At 71.5% G+C, this 18,550-nt stretch carries 16 protein-coding genes and 1 riboswitch; of the genes, 3 read left to right on the top strand and 13 right to left on the bottom strand.

From position 1 onward, the window contains the following. Window positions 1-384 precede the first annotated feature (384 nt). Together ACZ7JZ_RS20210 and ACZ7JZ_RS20205 are read right to left on the bottom strand one after the other, a co-directional pair. A complete protein-coding gene (locus ACZ7JZ_RS20210) occupies window positions 385-1,188 on the bottom strand; it encodes a CPBP family intramembrane glutamic endopeptidase (protein WP_470941018.1) in 804 nt (267 codons plus the stop codon). A gap of 236 nt (window positions 1,189-1,424) precedes the next feature. Further along, window positions 1,425-2,972 carry a glutamate-cysteine ligase family protein gene (locus tag ACZ7JZ_RS20205; RefSeq protein ID WP_470941016.1) on the bottom strand — a complete coding sequence of 516 codons (1,548 nt, stop codon included), beginning with the start codon at window positions 2,970-2,972 and terminating at the stop codon, window positions 1,425-1,427. Between the two features lie 496 nt (window positions 2,973-3,468). Between ACZ7JZ_RS20205 and ACZ7JZ_RS20200 the strand changes: the two genes are divergently transcribed. Together ACZ7JZ_RS20200 and ACZ7JZ_RS20195 are read left to right on the top strand one after the other, a co-directional pair. Beyond that, on the top strand, window positions 3,469-4,068 hold the full coding sequence (locus tag ACZ7JZ_RS20200; protein ID WP_470941015.1) for a hypothetical protein: 600 nt from the start codon (window positions 3,469-3,471) through the stop codon (window positions 4,066-4,068). Window positions 4,069-4,399: 331 nt separating this feature from the next. Next, window positions 4,400-4,606: a DUF5999 family protein gene (locus tag ACZ7JZ_RS20195; RefSeq protein WP_470941013.1), complete on the top strand. Its 207-nt coding sequence runs from the start codon at window positions 4,400-4,402 to the stop codon at window positions 4,604-4,606. A 111-nt stretch (window positions 4,607-4,717) separates the two neighbouring features. Here the strand turns inward: ACZ7JZ_RS20195 and gcvP are convergent, their stop codons facing one another. After that, window positions 4,718-7,612: an aminomethyl-transferring glycine dehydrogenase gene (gene gcvP, locus ACZ7JZ_RS20190; protein ID WP_470941011.1), complete on the bottom strand. Its 2,895-nt coding sequence runs from the start codon at window positions 7,610-7,612 to the stop codon at window positions 4,718-4,720. A 196-nt stretch (window positions 7,613-7,808) separates the two neighbouring features. After that, window positions 7,809-7,918, bottom strand: a riboswitch (glycine riboswitch). A gap of 113 nt (window positions 7,919-8,031) precedes the next feature. On the opposite strand from gcvP, the gene ACZ7JZ_RS20185 reads away from it, so the two are divergent. Next, window positions 8,032-8,433, top strand: coding sequence for a PRC-barrel domain-containing protein (locus ACZ7JZ_RS20185; RefSeq protein WP_470941009.1), 402 nt, complete (start codon window positions 8,032-8,034; stop codon window positions 8,431-8,433). Here the strand turns inward: ACZ7JZ_RS20185 and ACZ7JZ_RS20180 are convergent. The 10 genes from ACZ7JZ_RS20180 to ACZ7JZ_RS20135 all read right to left on the bottom strand — a co-directional run bounded on the left by ACZ7JZ_RS20180 (window position 8,325) and on the right by ACZ7JZ_RS20135 (window position 18,388). Then, entirely contained in the window at window positions 8,325-9,866 is a 1,542-nt protein-coding gene (locus tag ACZ7JZ_RS20180) for a DNA polymerase IV (RefSeq protein ID WP_470941007.1), read from the bottom strand. The two genes, ACZ7JZ_RS20185 and ACZ7JZ_RS20180, sit on opposite strands and share 109 nt — an antisense overlap. A gap of 67 nt (window positions 9,867-9,933) precedes the next feature. Beyond that, a complete protein-coding gene (locus ACZ7JZ_RS20175; protein WP_470941005.1) occupies window positions 9,934-10,569 on the bottom strand; it encodes a MerR family transcriptional regulator in 636 nt (211 codons plus the stop codon). A 169-nt stretch (window positions 10,570-10,738) separates the two neighbouring features. After that, window positions 10,739-11,212 carry a bifunctional nuclease family protein gene (locus ACZ7JZ_RS20170; protein ID WP_470941003.1) on the bottom strand — a complete coding sequence of 158 codons (474 nt, stop codon included), beginning with the start codon at window positions 11,210-11,212 and terminating at the stop codon, window positions 10,739-10,741. A gap of 52 nt (window positions 11,213-11,264) precedes the next feature. Continuing rightward, the gene (ftsR, locus tag ACZ7JZ_RS20165) at window positions 11,265-12,008 is read right to left on the bottom strand and encodes a transcriptional regulator FtsR (RefSeq protein WP_470941001.1); all 744 of its coding nucleotides are present in this window, start codon (window positions 12,006-12,008) and stop codon (window positions 11,265-11,267) included. Between the two features lie 41 nt (window positions 12,009-12,049). After that, window positions 12,050-12,988, bottom strand: coding sequence for an FHA domain-containing protein (locus tag ACZ7JZ_RS20160; RefSeq protein ID WP_470941294.1), 939 nt, complete (start codon window positions 12,986-12,988; stop codon window positions 12,050-12,052). 82 nt (window positions 12,989-13,070) lie between these two features. Then, window positions 13,071-13,886: a DUF881 domain-containing protein gene (locus ACZ7JZ_RS20155; protein WP_470940999.1), complete on the bottom strand. Its 816-nt coding sequence runs from the start codon at window positions 13,884-13,886 to the stop codon at window positions 13,071-13,073. 5 nt (window positions 13,887-13,891) lie between these two features. Further along, window positions 13,892-14,224: a small basic family protein gene (locus ACZ7JZ_RS20150; protein ID WP_003970459.1), complete on the bottom strand. Its 333-nt coding sequence runs from the start codon at window positions 14,222-14,224 to the stop codon at window positions 13,892-13,894. Beyond that, on the bottom strand, window positions 14,221-15,114 hold the full coding sequence (locus ACZ7JZ_RS20145; protein WP_470940997.1) for a DUF881 domain-containing protein: 894 nt from the start codon (window positions 15,112-15,114) through the stop codon (window positions 14,221-14,223). Before ACZ7JZ_RS20145 ends, ACZ7JZ_RS20150 begins: the two co-directional genes overlap by 4 nt. A gap of 75 nt (window positions 15,115-15,189) precedes the next feature. Next, window positions 15,190-17,685, bottom strand: a complete 2,496-nt coding sequence (locus ACZ7JZ_RS20140; protein WP_470940995.1) for a sugar phosphate nucleotidyltransferase — start codon at window positions 17,683-17,685, stop codon at window positions 15,190-15,192. A 94-nt stretch (window positions 17,686-17,779) separates the two neighbouring features. Further along, window positions 17,780-18,388, bottom strand: coding sequence for a CDP-alcohol phosphatidyltransferase family protein (locus ACZ7JZ_RS20135; RefSeq protein WP_470940993.1), 609 nt, complete (start codon window positions 18,386-18,388; stop codon window positions 17,780-17,782). Window positions 18,389-18,550 lie beyond the last annotated feature (162 nt).

Below are 18,550 nucleotides of genomic sequence, written 5' to 3'. Positions count from 1 at the left end.
CCCCGCCCGAACCCCCGCACCCGGGCACCAGAACCCACCTTCACCCGGTCACCCGAACACCCGGGCACCCATCCCACCCACCCCGGCCAAATCCAGCCCCGCCGGCGCTTGAGGCGCGGGGCCCGGGGCGGAGCCCCGAAACCCCCCACCCACCCGCACCCCACCCACCCCAGCCACATCCAGCCCCGCCGGCGCTTGAGGCGCGGGGTCTGGGGCGGAGCCCCAGTTCGGGAAGGAGGGGGTCCCCCCGGACGGAGTCTGGGGGAGGGTCGGGGAACAGGCCCCGCGCAGCGGCAGCCCACCCCCCTACCTCAGACCGGCACCGCCCCCGCACCCGCGGACCCGCACCCGCACCCGCACGGCAATCACCGCCCCCCGCCCCCCTCACCCGGTCGGCAACCACCCCACCCGCCCCGCCAACAACCCGTACCCCACAAACGCCACCACATCCAGCAACGCATGCGCCACCACCAACGGCCCCACCCGCCCCCACCGCCGGTACAGCAGCACGAACACCACCCCCATCACCACGTTCCCGATGAACCCCCCGATCCCCTGGTACAGGTGGTACGACCCCCGCAGCACCGAACTCGCCACCAGCGCCCCCATCGGCGACCACCCCAACTGCCCCAGCCGCCGCAGCACGTACCCGAGGACGATCACCTCCTCCACCACGGAGTTCTGCACCGCGGACAGCACCAGCACCGGGTACTTCCACCACACGTCCGGCAGCGCCTCCGGCACCACCGTCAGGTTGAACCCCGAGGCCCGCGCCGCCAGGTAGAACGCCAGCCCGGCGCTCCCGATCCCGGCCGCGACCAGCGTCCCCCGCCCCAGGTCCCACCACGGCCGCGTCCGGTCGAAGCCCATGGCCCGCAGCCCCGGCGCCCCCTCCCTCGTCAGCAGGTGCGCCACCAGCAGCACCGGCACCAGCGCGCTCGCGATCCCGAACAGCTGCCAGGCCAGGTCCAGCCACGGCCGCCCCGGCGCGTACGAGCCGTTGAGCGTGGCCGCCTGCTCCTTCAGTCCGCCCGGCCGGGTCAGCGACCCGATGAAGCTGATCAGCGCGGAGACCCCGCTGGCCCCCAGCGACAGGGCCAGCACGAGCAGCATCTCCGACCTGAGGACCCTCCGTTCCACACCCTCCGCACGCAAGGATCCGACGCCATGTCCCGCCTCAGCCCGCACAACCGACTCCAGTTCAGCAATCCCGTTCCAGCGGCCGCACCTCCCCGCCGAGCTCCCGCAGGCACGTACGAAGATCACCCAGGGGGATCACGTACGGGCCCGCGTACCGGATCGCCTACCGGATCCCGTACGGACCGCAGTCCGCGTACGACCGGCCGGGGCGGCGCGCCTCCCCATACTGCCCGGCCGCCCGCCCCTCGAGGTTCACGGAGGCCCGCGGCCACCGTGAAACCCCGCTACCGCCCCGCGGCCGAGCCCCCGCCTCCCCAGCCGGCCAGCTCCTCCTCGGGCAGGCCCACCGGCCACGTGTGCACCGGCTCGCCCCGGTGCATCAGCTCCGCATACCGGCGGGTGACCGCCGCCAGCGCCTCCTCCCGGCGCAGCCCGGCGGCCCGCGCCCGGTGGAAGGTGTCCACCTGCCAGGTGGCCCCGTTGACCCGCCGCCGGCAGCGCTCCTCGATGATCCCGAGGTAGTGGTCCCGGTCGGCCGGTTCGACCCCCCAGGCGTCCAGCCCGGCGGCGGCCATCGGCAGCAGCTCGTCGAGCACCAGCCGCGCCGCCGGTACGGTCGCCAGCCCGCCCCCGCGCCCGCGGCGCGGCCAGCGCAGCCCGGCCTCGATCCCGTGCCGGCAGGCCGCGTCGAAGTTCGCCTCGGCCTGCTCGAACGGCATCCGCGTCCACACCGGCCTGGCCTCCTCGGCGAGGGTGCGCACGAGCCCGTAGTAGAAGGCCGCGTTGGCGATCACGTCGACGACCGTGGGGCCGGCCGGCAGCACGCGGTTCTCGACCCTCAGGTGCGGGACCCCGTCGGCCACCCCGTACACGGGCCGGTTCCAGCGGTAGACCGTGCCGTTGTGCAGGACGAGCTCCTGCAGCCGGGGCACCCCGCCCTCCGCGAGCACGCGCAGCGGCTCCTCCTCGTCGCAGATCGGCAGCAGCGCCGGGAAGTAGCGCACGTTCTCCTCGAAGAGCTCGTACGCGGACTCCACCCACCGCTCCCCGAACCAGGTCCGCGGCCGCACACCCTGCGCCTGGAGCTCGGGCGGTCGGGTGTCGGTGGCCTGCTGGAACAGCGGGGGCCGCGATTCGCGCCACAGCTCCCGGCCGAACAGGAAGGGCGAGTTGGCCCCGACCGCGATCTGCACGGCCGTGACCGCCTGCGCGGCGTTCCACAGCGCGGGGAACTTCGCCGGGGTGACCTGGAGGTGCAACTGCACCGAGGTACAGGCGGCTTCGGGCACGATCGAGCTCGTCGTGCACGTCAGCCTCTCCACCCCCTCGATATCGAGGGTGAAGTCCTCCCCGCGGGCCGTCACGATCTGGTTGTTGAGCAGGGTGTAGCGGTCCACGTCGGAGAGGTTGGCGGGAACCAGGTCGGCGTGCGAGATCGTCGGCAGGATCCCGATCATCACCACACCGGCGTCCACCTCCGCGGCCATCCGGTGCGCGTAGCCGAGCCCGGTCCGCAACTCCTCGGTGAGCTGGTCGAATACCCGCCCGCCGAGCCGGTGCGGAACAATGTTGACCTCCAGGTTGAACATGCCGAGTTCCGTTTGGAAATCGGTGCTCGCAATCCTGTCCAGCACCTGTGCATTCATCATTCTCGGCAGTCCGTCGGAACCCGCGAGATTCAGTTCGATCTCCAGGCCCAGGAGATTCCTCGGCCGATCGAACCTCTTCTCCGCCAGAAGCCGCCCCAGTCCCTCCAGGCACTCGTGAAGCTTCCTCCGATACCGTTGCCGATCGGACAGGTCGAATTCGCCTGCCACGATCTTCTCCCCCATCGAAGCGTCCCTCCTCGACCGGGCTGCCACCGGGTGCCCGGCGACAGCATTACGGTCGATGATGCCCCGCCGGGGTGATCGATAACGCAGCCGGGAGGGGCCCGTGCGCGGAGCGCGCGCCGGTTTGGCTGAAGCAGCGCTTCGGCATATTCACTTCGCATGGTCCGGTACGCACATTCCGGCCGGTCGTGCCGCCCCGGGATTACGGGCGCTTTCCAGCCGAGCACCCTTCCGGTAACCTCCGAGGTCAGCGCGGCAATCCCGCGCACCCTCGGCATGCAATCCACGGAAGCGGGACCGGTATCCGCCTTGTCCGCAATAGGCGGGACGGCTAGCCGAAACACTCCGTGAACACGTGTCGTATAAACTCCGCAATCGAGGCAGAGAGTTGGCGCGCGGCCATTGCACCCCCGCCCCCCTCCGGCCCCAGAATGCGACAGCGCCGTCCGCACTCCCCCCTGTTCCCCCAGGTCTCCCAAGTGAGAGGCGACCCATCATGCCGCTGCTTGTTCCCACGGCCCCCGCGCCCGCCCTGCGCAGCGTTCTCGCGGCACTCGGTTCCCCCACGGCCGTCCACGAGGCCCACACCCCGGCGCTGCGCGCCCACCGGGGTCCCCTCACCGCCGAACTGCCCCTGCCCGTACACGTCCTGGAGCGGCTCGACGTGCCCCGGGGCGCGGCCGGCCGGCCCCCGCGCACCCGGCTCGCGGGCTGGCGCTTCCTGATCCGCGGCGGGGACGAGCACTTCGTCGCGGCGGCCGACACCAGGCTCACGGCCGACGGGTGGGTGTTCTCCCACTTCTTCGAGGGGCCGTACGTCGCCGCCACCGAACGGGCCCTGCGGCAGGCGGAGTCGCTGGGCAGCCGGTTCCAGCCCCGGCTGCTCTCGGTGCCAGAGCTGTACATGCTCACCCTGTGGCTGCACCGCGGGGCAGGCGCCGACCCCGCCTCGGGCCGGCCGGCCGCAGCCGACCTCCTGGTCCCCCTGGCCCCGGCGCCGCCCGGGATCGCCGCGTACCGGCCGCACCCGGTCTCCGAACTGCTCCCCGTACTGACCCACCGGCTCGCCCCGCCCGCCCTCGCCACCCCGGCCTGAAGCAGCCCCGGCCCGAAGCGGCCCCGGAAGCCCGTCGACCCGGCCACCCCGTCAACCCGGCAGGTCAACAGGCCGGGTCAAGGTGTCGACCGATCGGACTAGTCCACTTGGACCCCCTCGAACCACCCGGAAAGGCGGGGCAGTTGGAATGAACCGCCCGCGCGGGTGATGCGTCATCAATCGGTGAGGACAGCTACCGGGAAATCCCTGCGGATCGACCGCCGCGGGGGAACACTGGTCTCGGACCGACCGATTGACGATACGGGGGGCGGCCATGAACGCCGCATCGAGCCGCAGCACTCTCACCACACCGCAGCGAAAGAACGCATCCATGTGCCAGCACCAGCCACCTTGCCCGTCAGCCGACTCCGCCGACCGCGAGGCCGCCCATCCCGTGGCCACGCACCCGGAACAGGGGTGGAGCCTGCTGTGCAACGGGGTCCTGCTCTTCGAGGACACCGGTGAGCTGCTGCCGGACGGCCAGATCATCGCCCCGCACCGCCCGCTGGCGGCCTCGCAGGTGATGAAGGCGGCCTGACAGACCCGCCCGCGACCGCCCGCAGCGCGAAACGGCCGAGGGGCCGGTACGGAATCGATCCCGTACCGGCCCCTCGGGCGTGTTCAGTGCGCCGCCTGCTCAGCGCACCGCTCAGGCGTCGTACTCGTCCAGGGGCGGGCAGGAGCAGACGAGGTTGCGGTCGCCGTAGGCACCGTCGATGCGGCGCACCGGCGGCCAGTACTTCTCGGCGGCGACGACGCCCGCCGGGAAGACCGCCTCGTCGCGGGTGTACGGGTGCGTCCACTCGCCGCCCAGCGCGGCCGCGGTGTGCGGGGCGTTGTGCAGCGGGTTGTCGTCCGCCGGCCACTCGCCCCCGGCCACGCGCTCGACCTCGGCGCGGATCGAGATCATCGCGTCGCAGAAGCGGTCGATCTCGGCGAGGTCCTCGGACTCGGTGGGCTCGATCATGAGCGTGCCGGCGACCGGGAAGGACATGGTCGGGGCGTGGAAGCCGTAGTCGATCAGGCGCTTGGCGATGTCGTCGACGCTGACGCCGGTCTCCTTCGAGAGCGGGCGCAGGTCGATGATGCACTCGTGCGCGACCAGGTCGCCGGGGCCGGTGTAGAGCACCGGGTAGTGCGGCTCCAGGCGCTTGGCGATGTAGTTGGCGCCGAGCACGGCCACCTGCGTGGCGCGCTTGAGGCCCTCGCCGCCCATCAGGCGCACGTAAGACCAGGAGATCGGCAGGATGCCGGCCGAGCCCCACGGGGCGGCCGAGATCGGGCCGACACCGGTCTCCGGGCCCGCGGTGGGCTGCAGCGGGTGGTTCGGCAGGTACGGGGCGAGGTGCGAGCGCACCGCGACCGGGCCGACGCCGGGGCCGCCGCCGCCGTGCGGGATGCAGAAGGTCTTGTGCAGGTTCAGGTGCGAGACGTCGCCGCCGAAGTGACCGGGCTTGGCCAGGCCGACCAGGGCGTTGAGGTTGGCGCCGTCCACGTACACCTGGCCGCCGGCCTCGTGGACCTGGGCGCAGATGTCCGCGACGTGCTCCTCGAAGACGCCGTGGGTGGACGGGTAGGTGATCATCAGCACGGCGAGCTCGTCGCGGTACTGCTCGATCTTGGCGCGCAGGTCGTCCGCGTCCACCTCGCCGTCGTCGGCGGTCTTGACGACGACGACCTTCATGCCCGCCATGACGGCGCTGGCGGCGTTGGTGCCGTGCGCGGAGGAGGGGATGAGGCAGATGGTGCGCTGGAGGTCGCCGTTGGCGCGGTGGTAGGCGCGTACGGCGAGGAGGCCGGCGAGCTCGCCCTGGGAGCCGGCGTTCGGCTGGATCGAGACCTTGTCGTAGCCGGTGACCTCGCAGAGACGTTCCTCCAGCTCGCTGATCAGCTGGACGTAGCCCTTGGCCTGGTCGACCGGGGCGAAGGGGTGCAGCTGGCCGAACTCGGGCCAGGTCACCGCCTCCATCTCGGTGGTCGCGTTGAGCTTCATGGTGCAGGAGCCCAGCGGGATCATGCCGCGGTCCAGCGCGTAGTCCTTGTCCGAGAGCTTGCGCAGGTAGCGCAGCATCGCGGTCTCGGAGCGGTGCTGGTGGAAGACCGGGTGGGTGAGGACCTCGTCGGTGCGCAGCAGCGCCTCGGGCAGGGCCTCCGCCACGGAGGCGTCGAGGGCATCGATGTCGGTGAGGTCGGCGCTGACACCGAAGGCGGCCCAGACGGCCTCGATGTCGGCGCGCAGGGTGGTCTCGTCGCAGGAGGCCGAGACGTGGTCGGCGTCGACCAGGTGCAGGTTGACCCCGCCCTCGCGGGCGGCGGCGACGACCTCGGCGGCCCGGCCCGGGACGCGCGCGGTGAGGGTGTCGAAGAAGGAGCCGTGGAGGATCTCCACGCCGCCGGCCTTCAGGCCCTCGGCCAGGATAACGGCGTAGCGGTGGGTGCGCCGCGCGATGGTCCGCAGGCCGTCGGGGCCGTGGTAGACGGCGTACATGCCGGCCATGACGGCGAGCAGCACCTGCGCGGTACAGATGTTGCTGGTGGCCTTCTCGCGGCGGATGTGCTGCTCGCGGGTCTGGAGGGCCAGGCGGTAGGCCTTGTTGCCGTCCACGTCGACGGAGACGCCGACGAGGCGGCCGGGCAGGGAGCGGGCGTGCTTGTCCTGGACGGCCATGTAGCCGGCGTGCGGGCCGCCGAAGCCCATCGGGACGCCGAAGCGCTGGGTGGTGCCGACGGCGATGTCGGCGCCGAGCTCGCCCGGGGAGGTGAGCAGGGTCAGCGCGAGCAGGTCGGCGGCGACGGTGACGATCGCGCCGAGCCCGTGGGCCTCGTCGATCAGCGGCTTGATGTCGCGGACCGCGCCGGAGGCGCCCGGGTACTGGATCAGGACGCCGTACACACCGCGCTCGGCGACCTCGGCCGGGATGCCCGCGGACAGGTCGGCGACGACGACCTCGATGCCGATGGGCTCGGCGCGGGTCTCGATGACGGCGATGGTCTGCGGCAGGGCGTCGGCGTCGACGAGGAAGACCCCGCCCTTGACCTTGCCGACGCGGCGGGCCAGCGTCATGGCCTCGGCGGCGGCGGTGCCCTCGTCCAGCAGCGAGGCGCCGGAGGTGGGCAGGCCGGTCAGCTCGGCGACCACGGTCTGGAAGTTGAGGAGGGCCTCGAGGCGGCCCTGGGAGATCTCGGGCTGGTACGGGGTGTAGGCCGTGTACCAGGCCGGGTTCTCCATGACGTTGCGCAGGATCACCGGCGGCGTGAAGGTGCCGTAGTAGCCCAGGCCGATCATGGAGGTCAGGACCTGGTTGCCGGCGGCGAGGGTGCGCAGCTCGGCGAGGACCTCGGCCTCGGTACGGGCGCCGGGGAGGTTCAGGGCCTCCGCGGTCTTGATCACGTCCGGTACCGCGGCGGCGGTGAGCTCGTCCAGCGAGCCGTATCCGACCTGGGCGAGCATCTTCGCCTGCGCCTCGGCGTCGGGGCCGATGTGTCGCTGCTCGAAGGGGATGCCGCTCTCGAGCTGGGAGAGCGGAATACGGTGGGCGGTCATGGCGAAGGCCTCCTGGTCTCACGACCTGCGAGGGGTGCCACGGCGCGGGCACCCAGACGGCCTCCCCCTCTGTCATCTCAACCTGAGAGCTTCACCGGTCCTCCCGGGGGTCGCCCGTGGAGTCCCGGCTTTCACCGTCGGTGAGGAGGGGTTCCGGCACACCGGTCCGACGCCCGCCCCTGCTTTCCAGAGTGGCCTCGTCCGTGCGGTACGTCTGCCTGAGAGATTCCGGGGAGGATTTGCTCCTTCGGCGCCACCGGCCGACTCATGACGAGCTCGGTCGGAGGACTCTCCCGCACAGGGTCAGCAGCCGTTCACCAGCCTACCAGCGAGGTTCCTGGGGCTCCCTCGAGTGGCCCCCTCCACGAATATGCACTTTCGTAGTCATACCGGAGGAGCCGCGACCAAATGGAGGGACCGTGCAGACCGATATCGATCCGCGCAGCCTGATCGGCCGCAAGGCGTTCGACCGCAACGGCACCAAGATCGGCACGGTCGACGAGGTGTACCTCGACGATGCGACCGGCGAGCCCGAGTGGGCGGCCGTCCGCACCGGGCTGTTCGGCAGGGACGCCTTCGTGCCCCTGGAACCCAGCGAGCTGGTGGGCGACACCCTCCGGGTGCCCTACGAACGCTCCCTGATCAAGGACGCCCCCGACTTCGGGGTCGGCCGCCACCTCTCCCCCGAACAGGAACTGCAGCTCTACCACCACTACGGCCTCGACGTGGCGCTCCCCGGCGATATCGCCCCGGCCGCCCCGCCGCCCCCCGACCGCGACTTCGGCCGCCTGGGCTCCGATGAGGCCCGCGGGGAGGGCTGATCCGGCGCCGCCCCCACCAGCGGGAGCGGATCCGCGGGCGCCAGACCGGGGTCGTCCACCGCGAAGGTGCGCACCCGGCCGGGCGCCGAACCCGGCTGCTCGAAGCGCACCGTGACCCGCCCCAGCCCGCTGCCCTGCACCCAGCCGGGCCCGTACTCCTCGTGCCGGACGTCCCCGCCCGCCGCCCAGCGCCGCTCCGGCGCGGCGGCGGGCTCCTGCTCCCCGGCACCGTCCCGGCCGCCCGGGGCCCCGGCGAGCCCTGACGGCCCCGCCCCGGGCGCCGGGGCGGCCGTGTCGGGCTTCCCTCCCGTCCCGGACCCCCCGGAGGCCTCCTGCGCCCCGGAGTCCGCCCCGCCCCCCGCCGCCGCCTGCGCGAAGAGGTCCTCCTGCGTGTAGTCCGCCAGCCCCGAGACCCCGACGCCCAGCAGCCGCACCCCGCCGGTGGTGTCCACCGAGTCCAGCAGCCGCGCGGCCGCCTCCCGGACCACCGCGGGATCGTCGGTCGGCCCCCGCAGGGTCTCGGAGCGGGTCAGGGTCGAGAAGTCGTACCGCCGCACCTTGAGCACGATGGTCCGCCCGGAGTGCCCCGAGCCCCGCAGCCGGCCCGTGCACCGGTCCGCCAGCCGCTGCACCTCCGACCGGATCCGGACCCGGTCGTGCAGGTCCACGTCGAAGGTGTCCTCGACCGAGACGGACTTCACATCCCGCTCGGCCACCACGGCCCGGTCGTCCAGCCCCAGCGCCATCCGGTACAGCCCCACCCCGTGCGAGCGCCCCACCATCCGCACGAGCTCGTCCTCGCCGGCCTCGGCCAGCTCGCCGACCGTCGTGATCCCGGCCCGCCGCAGGTGCTCCCCCGTGGCCGGGCCGACCCCGGGCAGGGTCCGCACCGGCATCGGCGCGAGCAGCCCGCGCTCCGTACCGGGGGCGATGAGCACCAGACCGTCCGGTTTGGCCTCCTCCGAGGCGATCTTCGCGAGCATCTTGGACCCGGCCAGCCCCACCGAGCCGCTGAGGCCCGTCGCCGCCCGGATGTCCGCCCGCAGCCGCACCCCCGCCGCCCGCGCGCCCTCGGCGTCGTACGCCGTCCCGCCCGCCTCCAGGTCCACGAAGGCCTCGTCCAGGCTCAGCGGCTCCACGAGCGGGGACAGCTGCCGCAGCAGCTCCATGACCTGCTCGCTGACGGCGCGGTAGAGGGAGAAGCGGGGCACGAGGTAGGCCCCGTTGGGACACAGTCGGCGGGCCTGTCCCATCGGCATCGCGGAGTGCACCCCGAACCGCCGCGCCTCGTACGAGGCGGTCGCGACCACCCCGCGGGGTCCGAGGCCGCCGACGATCACGGGCTTGCCGCGCAGGCTGGGTTTCGCCGCCTGCTCGGCGGCGGCGAAGAAGGCATCCATGTCGAGATGCAGGATCGTCGGCGCGGCTCTCACACCTCGATGCTGCACCACACCACTGACAATTCCCCTGCCACGGCCGGCCGCGGCGCCGGGAAGCCCCTCAGCCCGCCCGGTTGCGCCGCCGGGCCAGCTCGTCGGCCGGATTGGGCCGCAGCAGGGTCTCGCCGGTGTCCACCCGCTCGCCGTGCAGCTGCGACAGGGCGTGCTCCACATCGCGCCGGACCACGCCGACGGCGATCCCGAAGACCCCCTGGCCCCCCTGGAGCAGGCCCACGACCTCGTCCGGGGAACTGCACTCGTACACCGAGGCGCCGTCGCTCATGAGCGTCATGCGCTCCAGGTCGGCGAAGCCCCGGTCCCGCAGGTGGGTGACCGCCGTCCTGATGTTCTGGAGCGCCACCCCGGTGTCCAGGAAGCGCTTGACGATCTTCAGCACGACCACGTCGTGGAAGCTGTACAGCCGCTGGGTGCCCGAGCCGTAGGCCGGGCGCACGCTGGGCTCCACGAGCCCCGTACGGGCCCAGTAGTCGAGCTGCCGGTACGTGATCCCGGCCGCGGCGCACGCCGTCGGCCCCCGGTATCCGATCTCGGCCGAGGCGGGGTCGCTGTTGACCACCGCCGGCTCCGGCTGACGCCGCACGGGACCGACCGTGCTGCCGTGCAGCGGATACGGACCGCTCTCCCCCGGACTGCGTGCGGGGATTCCCCCGGTCGTTCCGTCGCCGCTCGTTCTCACGCCGACCCTCCGTCCTTGACCTGCCATCTCGACGGTAGGCAGTCACCCGGGGTGCGTCAACGATCGCCACACTCGGCACGCCGAGTGATAATCACCCTGAGAGTGGTTTCCCGTGTCCCGTCACGGGGAAAGGCTCCTCGAATGGGCCTGAATCGCCCTCGAGGACGGCTCACTGATTGCCGGTGCCGAAGTCCTCGGGCGAGATCTGGTCGAGGAACTCGCGGAACTTCTCCACCTCGTCCTCCTGCTCGTCCGGGATCGCGATCCCGGCGTCGTTCAGCACCCCGTCGCTGCCGTAGATCGGCGTACCGGTGCGCAGTGCCAGCGCTATGGCGTCCGACGGCCGGGCGCTGACCTCCACCCCGCTGGCGAAGACCAGCTCGGCGTAGAAGACGCCCTCCCGCAGGTCCGTGATCCGGACCTCGGTGAGCTCCTGGCCCACCGCCTCCAGCACGTCCTTGAAGAGGTCGTGCGTCAGCGGCCTGGCAGGGGCCATCCCCTGCTGGGCGAAGGCAATGGCAGTGGCCTCCCCGGGACCGATCCAGATGGGGAGGTACCGATCGCCTCCCACTTCACGCAGGAGCACGATCGGCTGGTTGGAGGGCATTTCCACTCGGACACCCACGACGTCGAGCTCGTTCACACAGCAACCCTAGGACCTGCCGGGGAGGTTTGGGTAGTCGGGAGGCTCCCGGTCAGTGGAGACGCACCCCCAGCGCGGTCTGCACCAGCGCCCCGTGGAGCCGTACGGTGAGCCCCGCGAGCTCCTTCATCGTGGCCTCGGCATGGGCCCTGGTCTGCGGGTTGCGGTGCCGTCTCAGCGGGGCCACGACCTGCTCCACCAGGCCCGCCTCCCGGTCCGCCGCGGCCTTCATGGCCCGCAGGTGGCGCGGCTCCAGCCCGAAACGGCCCAGCTCGGCGACGAGCCGGGCGACCGTCACTGCCTCGGAGTCGAAACCGCCCCCGGGCAGCTCGGCGAGGAGCCCGTACGACTCCCACTCCGCGAGCTGCTCCTGCGCCACCCCGGCGGCGGCCAGCAGCTCGGCACGGCCCACACGGGCCGCGGTGGGGGCCTCGGGCTCCCCGGACACGGCACAGGAACCGCCGTCGCCCTGCGGCGAAGGGGCGGGGATGCGCACCTGCTCGCCCCGCTCCAGGGCCTCCAGCTGCTCCCGGATCACCTTCAGCGGCAGGTAGTGGTCCCGCTGCAGCCGCAGGATCCGGGCCAGCCGGTCCACGTCGCCGGACGTGAACTTGCGGTACCCGGACGGGGTGCGCTGGGGCTCGACCAGGCCCTCCGCCTCCAGGAAGCGGATCTTGGAGATGGTGACTTCGGGAAACTCGTCACGCAGCTGGTTGAGCACCGCTCCGATGCTCAACAGCCGCCCGGACGGGCCGGCGGTGCCGTGTCCGGCACCGCCCGTCGGTGTAAGCAGCATGGGCCTTCCCTGGTGGTCCCCCGGACCGGTCCGGGGGAGGGTCAGATGCCTCGCTGGCTCGGGTAGAAGACCAGTCGGTACTTGCCGATCTGCACCTCGTCGCCGTTGGTGAGCACGACCGTGTCGATCGGCTCCCGGTTGACGTACGTGCCGTTCAGGCTGCCGACGTCGGCGACCGTGAACCGGCCGTCCTGGCCCCGGCGGAACTCGACATGCCGCCGGGAGACCGTGACGTCGTCCAGGAAGATGTCGCTCTGCGGGTGCCGTCCGGCCGTCGTCAGCTCGCCGTCCAGCAGGAAGCGGCTGCCCGAGTTGGGGCCGCGCCGCACGACCAGCAGGGCCGAACCCGGCGGCAGGGCGTCCACCGCTGCCTGCGCCTCGGGAGAGAGCGAGGGAGCGGCGTGCTGCCCGGTCACCTCGGCCTCGTAGGCCTCCAGCCCCGAGATCGAGATCGTCGACGTGGTCTCCGAGGCGCGCTCCGGCGTCAGACCCGGCCGCAGCGGCGCCCCGCAGTGGGAGCAGAAGCGTCCGTCGGCACCGTTGTGGTGCCCGCACCTGCTGCACACCTGGACGGCCGACATGGACGGCTCCTCGCGCCGCGGCTGCCCCGCGGAGGCATTGGTGGCGTACGGGTCGGAGGGAAACTCTCCACCCGCACTTGAGGTTGATGGTTGACCGAAACCTATGCGGCCGGACGCAGCAGGGTCAACAGACGACGCGCCGTGAACGCCCGAATTGTCAGCGCCCGCGACCTCGTCGCGGAACAGCGGGCGGTCGCCCTGCGCTTCCTCGTCTCCGTGCCGCGGGGCACGGTGCTTCGCACCGCCGTCCTCGCGGGCCTTCTTGCCGAACAACTTCTCAAACAACTTCACGGGCGATTCCCCTTGACCGAAACAGACCCGCCCGTGGGGCAGGACGAACCCTGAATGCACACACCTGCCGACCCGGACATTCTCACAACGTCCGTAACCACCAGACAGTTTCCACCACGCACCGCTCGTTCGGTGCGCCGACCCCCCGCAAGCGACTGCGCACGTGGGGGCCTCCCGCCAGCGCTCCGCGTCATGACGATGACGACCGAGCGTAGTCAGGCTGCTTCGCCACCCGCAAGGCGTCCACGACGATCTTCGTCGAGCGCTGCACCTGCGCGGTGGCCTGCTCCTTCTCCAGTGTCTGGATCACGCCGCCCGGGATGTTCAGGGCGGGCTCCAGATCCTGCGGTCTTCCGATGACCTTGAACTCGTACGGCTGTGTGATCTTCTTACCGTCCACGCTCACCCCTCCGTCCTCGTCGGCGAAGTACGTGCTCGCCACCACCCGCACCCCGTTGACCTGGATGGCCTCGGCGCCCGCGGCGCGCAGCTCCTGGATGGCGTCGAGCAGCATGTCCGACTCCACGAGCCCCTTGGGGTCGGAGACCGTCATCGTGATCCCGGGCCCCTCCGCGGCCACCGTACCGGCCAGGATGCCGAGTTGCCGCTCCTTCTCGACGGTCTGCTTGCGGGCCTCCTCGGCCTGGTCGGAGCTGGTCTCCAGCTCCCTGCGCTGGTCCTCCAGCCGCTGCTTCTCGTCCTCCAGCCGCGTGGTGCGGCCGTCCAGCTCGTCGAGGATGCGCACCAGGTCCTCCTGGCGGGCCCCCCGCAGCGCGTTGTTGTCGTCGCTGTTGGAGCGCACCTGGATGGCCAGCCCCAGCCCGAGGACGAACAGCAGCAGGGCGACGATCAGTTGGGCCCGGCTCACCCGCGGCGGCCACAGGCCCGCGGCGAGCCGCTGCCGCCCGGTCATCGCGGCCGGCTCCGGCTGCTGCGGCCCGGTCCCGCCCGCCGGCGCTTCCGGCTGCTCGCCGGGCTGCCCGCCCGGCTGGTCGTCCGTACTCATCGGCCTCACGCCCGGAACACGTGCCGGCGGATGGCCGCGGCGTTGGAGAAGATGCGGATGCCGAGGACGACGACCACACCGGTGGACAGCTGGGCACCGACGCCGAGCTTGTCGCCGAGGAAGACGATCAGCGCCGCCACGACCACGTTGGACAGGAAGGACACCACGAAGACCTTGTCGACGAAGATCCCGTCGAGCATGGCACGCAGGCCTCCGAACACCGCGTCGAGCGCCGCGACGACGGCGATCGGGAGATAGGGCTCCACCACGGCCGGCACCTCGGGCCGGACCAGTAGCCCCACCACCACTCCGACCACGAGGCCCAGTACCGCGATCACGATGCACCCTTCTTCGGTTCTGCTGTACGGACGATCAGGCTCGACGCGGCCGGCAGCCGTACGTCCTCCTCAGGAGAGACGCTGTAACGGATGCCGTAGTTCTCCTTCAGCACATGCAGGTACTGTCCGTCTGCACTGTCCTGGAAATCGGTGCCGAGCCTGGCCTTGTCCCCCACCGCCAGCACCTCGTACGGCGGTACCAGCGGCTTGTTGTCGACCAGTATGGCGTCACCGGCGGCCCTGATCGCCGACAGCGAGGTCAGCCGCTGCCCGTTGATCGAGACGGCCTCCGCCCCGGCCAGCCACAGGCCGTTGACGATCCGCTGCATGTCCCGGTCCCGCACCCGCCCGGTGTCGGAGAACCCGGAGCTCTCCCGGGGCCCGCCCCCGCCCGCCTCCGCCTCCTTGGCGTCGTCGACGGTCAGCTTGATCCCGGGACCGCGCACCCCGGTGGCACCGGACAGCAGGGAGACGAGTTCGCCCTGGTCCCCGCCGTGCTGCCGCAGCGCGGCGCGCTGGCGCTCGGCCACATCGGCCCGCAGCCGCTCGATGTCCTTCTCCAGGCCGTCCGCGTCCGCCCCGGCCCGCTCGACCCGGTCGATCAGCTCCTGGCGCTCCTTGGCCAGCACGGGGGCCGCTATCCGGGCCTGCGCGGCCCCCAGGGTGACCACCATCGCGGCGAGGACCAGTCCGGCGGCCAGGGCGAGTTTGGCCTTCAGGGTCCGGGGCAGCCCGGTGGTCCCCTCTGCCGCCCGGCGGGCCGATGCCTCGGCATATCCCTCGTCGAGGCTGTGGTCCATCACGTGCGTCAGCAGCGACATGGAGGCGTCCGGGCGCGCCGGCGGGGAGGCCGGGCCCTGGTTGTGGGACGGCTGCGACATGCGGCACATCGTCGCACGTCGGGCGGGCCGACACCGAATGCGCCCCGGGGCGGCCCGTGGTGGCGGGCCGCCCCGGGGCGGGTCTCAGCGCCCGGCGCCCTCCACGACCTCGGACCACTCCTCCAGCAGCGCCTGCGCCGAGGAGTCGTCGGGGCCCTCGGCCCACAGGTGCGTGACGGCCTCCGCCGGATCGGGCAGGACCAAGGCCCACCGCCCGTCGGCCTCGACCACCCGCACCCCGTCGGTGGTGTCCACCTGCCGCTGCCCGGCGGCCTCGACCACCCGCCGCATGACCAACCCCTTCACCGCCCACGGGGTGGCCAGATCGCGCTTGAGCACATGGGCTCGCGGTATCCGCGCATCGATCTGGCTCAGGGTGAGCTGGGTCCGGGCGACCAGGCCGATCAGCCGGACGAAGGCCGCGGCCCCGTCGAACACGCTGCTGAACTCGGGGACGATCAGCCCGCCCCTGCCGTCACCGCCGAAGATCGTCGTCTCGGCCCGCCCGACCCGCGTGAGGTCGTCGGGCGAGGTGGTCGTCCACTCGACCTGGGTACCGTGGTACGCCGCGACCTGCTCGGCGATCCGGGTGGTGGTCACGGGCAGGGCCACCTTCCCGCTGCGCCGCTCGGCCGCTACCAGGTCGAGCATGACGAGCAGCGCCCGGTCGTCCTCGATGATCCGCCCGCGCTCGTCGACGAGCGAGATCCGCTCCCCCACGGGGTCGAACCGCACGCCGAAGGCCGCCCGCGCGGAGGCCACGATCTCCCCGAGCCGCACCAGCCCCGCCCGCCGGGACTCGGCGGTCTCGGTGGGCCGGGACTCGTCGAGGCCGGGATTGATGGTGAGGGCGTCCACGCCCAGCCGTCCCAGCAGGCTCGGCAGGACCAGCCCGGCACTGCCGTTGGAGGCGTCCACGACCACCTTGAGCCCGGAGTCCGCGATCCCGCTGGTGTTCACCCGCCGCAGCAGGGAGCCGGTGTACGAGTCGAAGACGCTGGACGGGAACTGCAGGTCGCCGATCTCCCCGGGGAACGCCCTGCGGTACTCCTGCCGCGCGTACACCCGGTCCAGCTTGCGCTGTCCGGCCTGCGAGAGGTCGGCCCCGTCGGCGTCGAGGAACATGATGTCCACGGAGTCGGGCACACCGGGCGAGGTCCGCAGCATGATCCCGCCGGCGCTGCCCCGCGCGGTCTGCTGCCGCGCCACGGGCAGCGGTACGTTCTCCAGGTCGCGCACGTCGATGGCGCTGGCCTGCAGGGCCGAGATCACGGCCCGCTTGAGCGCCCGCGCGCCCCGGGAGTGGTCGCGGGCCGTGGTGACGGTCGCGCCCTTCTTCAGGGTGGTCGCGTACGCGCCGGCGAGCCGGACGCACAGTTCGGGGGTGATCTCCACGTTCAGGATCCCGGACACCCCGCGGGCACCGAAGAGGTGCGCCTGCCCGCGGGACTCCCAGATCACCGAGGTGTTGACGAAGGCGCCGGCCTCGACGGTCTTGAAGGGGTACACCCGGACGTTGCCCTGGACGATGGACTCCTCGCCCACCAGGCACTCGTCCCCGATGACGGCGCCGTCCTCGATGCGGGCGGCCCGCATGATGTCGGTGTTCTTGCCGATGACGCAGCCGCGCAGGTTGCTGTGCGGCCCGATGTACACGTTGTCGTGGACGACGGCCCGGTGCAGGAAGGCACCGTCCTTGACGACCACGTTGGACCCGACCACGGTGTGCTCGCGGATCTCGGCCCCGGCCTCGACCTTCGCATAGTCCCCGATGTACAGGGGCCCGCGCAGTACGGCGTCGGGGTGGACCTCCGCGCCTTCGGCGACCCAGACGCCCGGCGAGATCTCGAAGCCGTCCATGTCGACCTGGACCTTGCCCTCGAGTACGTCGGCCTGCGCCTTCACGTAGCTCTCGTGGGTGCCCACGTCCTCCCAGTAGCCCTCGGCGACGTACCCGTAGATGGGCTTGCCTTCCTTCATGAGCTGCGGGAAGACGTCTCCGGACCAGTCCACGGACGCGTCCGCCTGGACGTAGTCGAAGACCTCGGGCTCCATCACGTAGATCCCGGTGTTCACGGTGTCCGAGAACACCTGCCCCCAGGTCGGCTTCTCGAGGAAGCGCTCGACCCTGCCCTCCTCGTCCACGATCGTGATGCCGAATTCCAGCGGGTTGGGCACCCGGGTCAGGCAGACGGTGACGAGCGCGCCCTTCGCTTTGTGGAAGGCGATGAGCTCGGTGAGGTCGAAATCGGTCAGGGCATCACCGGAGATCACCAGGAAGGCATCGTCCTTGAGCGCCTCCTCGGCGTTCTTGACGCTGCCGGCGGTGCCGAGGGGCTTCTCTTCGAGGGCGTACGTGAGCTCCATTCCGAGCTCTTCGCCGTCACCGAAGTAGTTCCTGACCAGTGAGGCGAGGAACTGGACGGTCACGACGGTTTCACTGAGCCCATGGCGCTTGAGCAGCCTGAGCACGTGCTCCATGATCGGACGGTTTGCCACCGGCAGGAGCGGCTTCGGCATACTCGAGGTCATGGGGCGAAGGCGGGTGCCTTCACCTCCGGCCATCACGACGGCCTTCATGTCGGAAGGGTCCTCCTTGGAGAGACGACGGTCCAGCCGACCTAGCCCGCTGGGACAGACAGCCCTCCGACTCTCCGCGACACTGCGGGCGAGCTCAGTCGGCCGCGGCGTCCGCCTTGACGAGCCGGCGGACCTGAACCACGTACAGGATCCCTGCCCACCAATAGAGGGTTGTACCCCATCCAGCGAACGCCCATCCGAAAACAGACGCAAGCCAGCCGAGCCATCCGGCTTGATCACTCAGGAGGAGCAACGGGAAGGCGTACATGAGATTGAAGGTCGCGGCCTTGCCCAGGAAGTTCACCTGCGGCGGCGGATATCCGTGCCGGCGCAGGATCCAGACCATCACGAGGAGCATCAGCTCGCGCGCGAAGAGTGCTGCGGTGAGCCAGATCGGCAGGATCTCGCGCCAGGTCAGTCCGACGATGGTGGAGACGATGTACAGCCGGTCCGCGGCGGGGTCGAGGAGCCGCCCGAGGCTGCTGATCTGGTTCCAGCGGCGGGCGAGTTTCCCGTCGAGGTAGTCGCTGATACCGCTGAGCATCAGGACGAGAAGGGCCCAGCCGTCGCTGTTGGGGCCGCCGAACACCGGCCGGAGGAGCAGCCAGAGGAACAGGGGTACGCCGACGAGGCGAGCCATGCTCAGGATGTTCGGGATGGTGAGGATTCGGTCCGTCTGGACCCGAGTCTCCTGGACCTCCACCCGGGGGCCTCCACTGTTGAAACGTGCGAACGACTCCCTGACCCTACAGGACACACCCCGCCCCCAGAACGCAGAAAAGCCCCGCACCAGAAGGTGCGGGGCTTTCCCACAATGATTGTTCGGCGGCGTCCTACTCTCCCACAGGGTCCCCCCTGCAGTACC

Source organism: Streptomyces sp. NPDC038213, from assembly GCF_055600495.1.
This window is presented reverse-complemented; position numbering and strand designations above follow the sequence as displayed.

What these genes read in the sequence shown, in the direction of transcription:
- ACZ7JZ_RS20205 (WP_470941016.1), bottom strand. Translation starts at nt 2,972, where the DNA reads ATGGGGGAGAAGATCGTGGCAGGCGAATTCGACCTGTCCGATCGGCAA.
- ACZ7JZ_RS20200 (WP_470941015.1), top strand. Translation starts at nt 3,469, where the DNA reads ATGCCGCTGCTTGTTCCCACGGCCCCCGCGCCCGCCCTGCGCAGCGTT.
- ACZ7JZ_RS20195 (WP_470941013.1), top strand. Translation starts at nt 4,400, where the DNA reads ATGTGCCAGCACCAGCCACCTTGCCCGTCAGCCGACTCCGCCGACCGC.
- gcvP (WP_470941011.1), bottom strand. Translation starts at nt 7,612, where the DNA reads ATGACCGCCCACCGTATTCCGCTCTCCCAGCTCGAGAGCGGCATCCCC.
- ftsR (WP_470941001.1), bottom strand. Translation starts at nt 12,008, where the DNA reads ATGCTGCTTACACCGACGGGCGGTGCCGGACACGGCACCGCCGGCCCG.
- ACZ7JZ_RS20155 (WP_470940999.1), bottom strand. Translation starts at nt 13,886, where the DNA reads ATGAGTACGGACGACCAGCCGGGCGGGCAGCCCGGCGAGCAGCCGGAA.
- ACZ7JZ_RS20145 (WP_470940997.1), bottom strand. Translation starts at nt 15,114, where the DNA reads ATGTGCCGCATGTCGCAGCCGTCCCACAACCAGGGCCCGGCCTCCCCG.
- ACZ7JZ_RS20140 (WP_470940995.1), bottom strand. Translation starts at nt 17,685, where the DNA reads ATGAAGGCCGTCGTGATGGCCGGAGGTGAAGGCACCCGCCTTCGCCCC.